At 62.5% G+C, this 4,896-nt stretch carries 7 protein-coding genes; all 7 read right to left on the reverse strand.

Features of this window, described 5'->3' with window-relative positions; translation table 11 throughout:
* A partial coding sequence (locus tag RMO23_RS13820) for a GTP-binding protein (RefSeq protein ID WP_309682578.1) occupies window positions 1-317 on the reverse strand: 317 nt, incomplete at its 3' end.
* A gap of 156 nt (window positions 318-473) precedes the next feature.
* Window positions 474-947, reverse strand: coding sequence for a 30S ribosomal protein S7 (rpsG, locus tag RMO23_RS13825; protein WP_011799634.1), 474 nt, complete (start codon window positions 945-947; stop codon window positions 474-476).
* 148 nt (window positions 948-1,095) lie between these two features.
* On the reverse strand, window positions 1,096-1,473 hold the full coding sequence (gene rpsL / locus RMO23_RS13830; RefSeq protein WP_092130055.1) for a 30S ribosomal protein S12: 378 nt from the start codon (window positions 1,471-1,473) through the stop codon (window positions 1,096-1,098).
* A 160-nt stretch (window positions 1,474-1,633) separates the two neighbouring features.
* On the reverse strand, window positions 1,634-2,887 hold the full coding sequence (locus tag RMO23_RS13835) for a D-alanyl-D-alanine carboxypeptidase family protein (RefSeq protein WP_309682604.1): 1,254 nt from the start codon (window positions 2,885-2,887) through the stop codon (window positions 1,634-1,636).
* 59 nt (window positions 2,888-2,946) lie between these two features.
* Window positions 2,947-3,588: an alpha/beta fold hydrolase gene (locus RMO23_RS13840; RefSeq protein WP_309682607.1), complete on the reverse strand. Its 642-nt coding sequence runs from the start codon at window positions 3,586-3,588 to the stop codon at window positions 2,947-2,949.
* Between the two features lie 105 nt (window positions 3,589-3,693).
* Window positions 3,694-4,077 (reverse strand): (2Fe-2S) ferredoxin domain-containing protein, encoded by a 384-nt coding sequence (locus RMO23_RS13845; protein ID WP_405041605.1) that lies wholly within the window; start codon window positions 4,075-4,077, stop codon window positions 3,694-3,696.
* 9 nt (window positions 4,078-4,086) lie between these two features.
* Window positions 4,087-4,896, reverse strand: an 810-nt coding sequence (locus tag RMO23_RS13850) for a VanZ family protein (RefSeq protein ID WP_309682610.1), incomplete at its 5' end; no start/stop codon positions are given.

Consider the following 4,896-nt stretch of genomic DNA (forward strand, 5'->3'; position numbering starts at 1 on the left):
AGCACGCGCATGGAGCGCTCCACCTCGATGGTGAAGTCCACGTGGCCCGGGGTGTCGATAATGTTGATGCGGTGCTCAGGCAGGGACGAATCCATGCCCTTCCAGAAGCAGGTGGTGGCAGCAGAGGTGATCGTGATGCCACGCTCCTGCTCCTGCTCCATCCAGTCCATGGTGGCAGCGCCGTCGTGCACTTCACCAATTTTGTGGTTCACGCCGGTATAAAAGAGAATCCGCTCGGTGGTCGTGGTTTTGCCGGCATCAATGTGCGCGGAAATACCAATGTTGCGGTAGTTTTGAATCGGGGTAGCGCGGGACATAAATTACTTTCAGTTCGGGATTTCGAACAAAGGCTTGTTGCCAAAACACTTTCCATGTTTTCTTAGCGCGTCTGCCGACTGGGCGTTTTAGCGCACAGTCGGCAGAATGGCTATCGGAAAATTTAAAGCGCGGTATTGGAACCAGGGCTCAAAGCCTTAGAAACGGAAGTGGCTGAACGCCTTGTTGGCTTCGGCCATGCGGTGAACTTCGTCACGCTTTTTCATGGCGCCGCCACGGCCTTCGGTGGCTTCCATCAGTTCATTGGCCAGACGCAGGGACATGGATTTTTCACCGCGCTTTTTGGCGGCCTCTTTCAGCCAGCGCATGGCCAGGGCCATGCGACGGACCGGACGCACTTCAACCGGCACCTGGTAGTTGGCACCGCCAACGCGGCGGGACTTCACCTCAACCATGGGCTTGATGTTGCCGATGGCCATGTGGAAAGCCTCGAGCGGGTCTTTGCCGGGGTTCTTTTTCTCGATTTGCTCCAGAGCGCCATAAATGATGCGCTCTGCGACGGCTTTTTTGCCGCCTTGCATGATCACGTTCATGAATTTGGCGAGATCGACATCACCAAATTTGGGATCAGGAAGAATTTCACGTTTAGGGACTTCGCGACGACGTGGCATTTTTTCACCTCTTTGCTTCAGTTGGCATCTTCTTCAGACACCTCGAAAACCATTTTGGCTTTCACTTACTCGACCCGGTATTGGGTCACTACGCTGCATCACCGCGCCATGCGGCAAACAGCACCTTGTGTTTTGGTCAACCAGCGGCTTATTTGGCTTTTGGCTTTTTCGCACCGTACTTGGAGCGCGACTGCTTGCGGTCTTTCACGCCTTGCAGGTCGAGCGAGCCACGAACGATGTGGTAACGCACACCGGGCAAGTCCTTGACACGACCGCCACGAACCAGCACGACGCTGTGTTCCTGCAGGTTGTGGCCTTCGCCGCCGATGTAGGAAATGATTTCAAATCCGTTGGTCAGGCGCACTTTGGCAACCTTACGCAGCGCGGAATTGGGCTTTTTAGGCGTCGTGGTGTACACACGGGTGCACACACCGCGGCGCTGCGGAGAATTTTCCATCGCAGGGCTCTTGGACTTGATCTTTTCGACCTCGCGCCCCTGACGGACTAACTGATTGATGGTTGGCATTGGAAAAACGTCCCTAAACGTTTGGAAAACGATATGAAATACACGAAAACTTCCCCGCACCAAAAGCGGAAAAGCCTTCTAGTATAAACCGGATAGCAAAAAGGCTCAAGTGGGGCGCGGCAACGGCGCCCTGCGATCCGCCCCACGCGCCTCGCCCGGCTTACTTGATCCAGAGTCGGATCGCATCCCAGGCGCGGCCCAGAATGCCCGCTTCTTCAACCGTTTCCAGCGCCACCAGCGGCACCTCGGCGAACGGCGCGGGGTTGTCACCGAGCATGACCTTGAGCGAGCCCAGCGACTGGCCCTTCACAAACGGGGCGACCAGCGGATCGGGGCGGGCGACCTGGGTTTTGACCCTGGGAGCGCTGCCGGCGGCCACGGCCACCACAATCGCCTCGGGCCGGCCCAGCTTGACGGTGTTGGCCTTGCCCTTCCAGACCGCCGGGGTCAGCACCGGCTGGCCGGCGTCGAACAGCTTGACCGCCTCGAACGCGGTATAGCCCCAGTTCAGGAGTTTTTGCGACTCATTGGCGCGCGCGCTGTCGCTGGTGGTGCCCAGCACAATCGACAGCAGGCGGCGGCTGCCGGGCGCGCCGGCCGCCCCCAGATTGGGAAAGTCGCGCTTGGCGGTGGCGATCAGGCAGTAGCCGGCGGCATCGGTGTGGCCGGTTTTCAGGCCGTCCACGGTCGGGTCGCGAAACAACAGCGTGTTGCGGTTGTTGTCGTTGGCGGCGGGCGTGCCGGGGTAACGGTATTTCTTGATGGCCGAATAGCCGATGTAGTCGGGGAAGTCATTCATCAGGCGGGTCGCCAGAATGCTCAGGTCGCGCGCCGTGGTGGTATGGCCCGGCACGGTCAGGCCTTCCGGGTTTTTGTACACGGTCGACTTCATGCCCAGCGCCTTGGCCTGCTCGTTCATCAGCTGGACAAAGTGCTCGACCGTGCCGCCCACGCCCTCGGCCAGCGCCATGGTGGCGTCGTTGCCCGACTGCACCACCATGCCCTTGATCAGGTCTTCCACCGGCACCTGCATTTTCGGGTCGATGAACATGCGCGAGCCCGGCATTTTCCAGGCCTTCTCGCTCACGCCAAAGGTCTGCTTGAGGTTGATTTTTTTGGATTTGAGCGCGTCAAACACCAGGTATTCGGTCATCAGCTTGGTCAGCGACGCCGGCTCCACCGGCGAATCGATGTCCTTGGCGGCCAGGATCTGGTTGGCGGTGATGTCCAGCAGCAGGTAGGAGCGCGCGGCAATTTCGGGCACCTGTGGGCCTTGAGGCGCCTGGGGAGCCTGAACCTGGGCTTGCGCCTGGGGCGCCTGGGCATTGGCCAGCGGAAAGGCCATGGAAAACGTCAGAAACAGGGTGGCAGCGAGGCCGCGCAGGCCGCCAGGGGCCTTCAAAGTGCATTGCATGTCGGGGAAATCTGTAAGGGAAGGAAAAGAAAGAAAGGATGCCGCAGGGTTCAAAAGAATCAAACCGAGGGCGAAGAAAGGTGGCGAATCACCAGATTTTTCAGCAGCGGCAATTGTCCATGAAAGAAATGGCCGCCCCCGGGGACAACCGTAACAGGAAGTGCCTGCGGGCGCGCCCAGTCCAGCACGGCGGGCAGCAGCACCGTGTCGTCCAGCTCGCCGTGCACCACCAGGGTGTTGAGGTGCGCGGCCGCGGCAATCGGCGCCGCCGGGGCGCGGCTGACGCTGGTGCCGACCAGCACGAGCTTTTCGATCCGGCGGCTGGCGTGCAGGCGTTCAAAGGCGTGCGTGGTGACAAATGCGCCAAACGAAAAACCGGCCAGCGCCAGCGGCGCGCCCGACGCCTCGGGCGCGGCGTGCTGCACCACCGCCAGCAAGTCTTCCAGCTCGCCCCGGCCTTCGTCGTGGCTGCCGGCGCTGCCGCCCACCCCGCGAAAGTTGAAACGCACCGCAGTCCAGCCGCACTGAATGAAGGCGCGCGCCAGCGTCTGCACCACCTTGTTGTCCAGCGTGCCGCCAAACAGCGGGTGCGGATGGGCAATCACGGCCACACCGCGCGAGGCGCCCGGCGGGGTGTCGATCGCGATGTCGAGCGCACCGGCCGGGCCCTGGATGCTGGATTTCTGGGTTTGGGAGTTCACCGAAGGGTATTTTCTAAAAAGTTTTGCTATAAAAATAATAGCTTCATTGGCACGTTTTGTTTGGGCTAGAGGCCAATTTGGCTGGTAAAACGGCCTGCGCCTGCCTTACCGGCCCAGATGCGGCGGCGTCAGCAGGCGCTCCACCACTTTGCCGTTTTTAAGGTGCGACTCGACAATCTCGTCAATGTCGCTGGCGTCCACATAGCTGTACCAGACCGCCTCCGGGTAGACCACCGCCACCGGGCCGGCGGCGCAGCGGTCCAGGCAACCGGCCTTGTTGACCCGCACCCGGCCCGGCCCGGCCAGCCCGGCGGCCTTGACCTGCGACTTGCAGCGGTCAAAAGCCTCCTGGGCGCGGTGGTTGGCGCAGCAGTCTTCGCCGCCGCTGCGCTGGTTCAGGCAAAAGACAATATGCCGCTCGTAATACGAGTCGGCCATTGGCACGGCCTCGGCAGCAGGCGCCGCGGGGCGGGAAGGGGATAAGGTCATGGCGCAATTTTACGGTTGCGGCGGCGCCACCGGCGGCTCCCGGCTCGACAGCCGCAGCAGCACGTACAGCAAGGCGGCATAGGGCCAGAGCCAGCCCAGCCACTGCACCACGCCATGAAAACGGATGAAGCGCCCCTGCTCCCAGGTCTGCAGGGTCTGGGCAAAGTAGGGGTCGGCCGGCGCCTGATTCAGCAGACCGAGCTGGATCGCCAGCGCCAGCAGGGTCAGCGCCGCCGCCGCCCGCCGCGGCAGCGCCAGAAAGATCAGCGCCAGCACCGCGCCCAGCCCCAGGCCCACCTGCACCGGCAAATCCAGCCAGGCCCAGGCATGCGCGGGCCCGTAGCTAAGGGCCGCCGACAGGCCCGACGCGGCCACGCCCGCCAGCAGCATCGTCACCGCAAACGCCGCCCGCTGCCACAGCGTGCGAATCACGCAGTAACCGAGCAGGCACGGAATCAGCGCGCCCAGCGCCACGCACAGCAGCTCGGCAATCGGCACCAGCGGCTGCAGTTCCACCTCGCGCACCGGCATCCATTCGAGAAACGGGGTATCGGTCAGGGCATCGGCCAGCGCCGATTCCAGCCGCTCAAACACCTGCCCCAGCCCCAGCGGCACCGCCGCCGGAAACAGCAAGGCCAGCGGCCACAGCAGCAGCACCACCAGCGCGCCGCGTGCATCGTCGGCAAACCAGCGCGCCCGGAACCGGCCCCAGCGATCCACCACACCGGTTTTCTCCAGCGCCCAGGCGCAACAGCCGCCCAGCCAGGCGCCCAGCGTATTGAGCGCCAGATCGACATTGGACGGAAAGCGCGCCGGCAG

Source organism: Polaromonas sp. (genome assembly GCF_031411155.1).
Classification (GTDB): Bacteria; Pseudomonadota; Gammaproteobacteria; order Burkholderiales; family Burkholderiaceae_C; genus Polaromonas.